Genomic DNA, 676 nt, shown 5'->3' with positions numbered 1-676 from the left:
CAGGGATCAACATCATTGGCATCTACGGGGAAGTCATGCCCGGCCAGTGGGAGTTCCAAGTTGGCCCGTCAGTTGGCATCGCCGCTGCTGACCAAGTGTGGGTTGCCTGCTACATCCTCGAGAGGGTCACAGAGGTGGCCGGAGTCGTGCTCTCCCTTGACCCGAAGCCGATCCCGGGTGACTGGAATGGCGCTGGTGCCCACACCAACTTCAGCACCAAGTCGATGAGGGAGCCGGGAGGCTACGAGGTGATCAAGAAGGCGATCGACAAGCTCGCGCTGAGGCACAAGGAGCACATCGCCGCCTACGGCGAGGGCAACGAGCGCCGCCTCACCGGCCGCCACGAGACCGCCGACATCAACACCTTCAAATGGGGCGTGGCGAACCGCGGCGCGTCCATCCGCGTGGGGCGCGACACGGAGAAGGAGGGCAAGGGGTACTTCGAGGACAGGAGGCCGGCGTCCAACATGGACCCATACGTCGTCACCGGCATGATCGCCGAGACCACCATCATCTGGAAGCCCTGAAGCGGCTTCTTGACGCCACGACATCCTCGTCATCGTCCTCCCCAGATCGCCGTGTCGCTCCGGTTGCTCCATTGATCGGACGATCTGGTGAATTGCATTTGTGCTGGGAGAAGTAAAAAAAAAAGGAAAGAGAAAAAAAAGAAAATCAC

At 60.4% G+C, this 676-nt stretch carries 1 protein-coding gene; it reads left to right on the top strand.

Annotated elements, in window-relative coordinates:
* The coding region (locus NK662_RS24630; protein ID WP_254761350.1) for a glutamine synthetase at nt 1–527 on the top strand (527 nt) is incomplete at its 5' end.
* Nucleotides 528–676: the final 149 nt, after the last annotated feature.

This window comes from Ectobacillus ponti, from assembly GCF_024294785.1.
GTDB lineage: Bacteria > Bacillota > Bacilli > Bacillales > Bacillaceae_G > Ectobacillus > Ectobacillus ponti.
The sequence above is the reverse complement of the archived record's forward strand: the minus strand, read 5'-3'. Positions and strand labels throughout refer to the sequence as shown.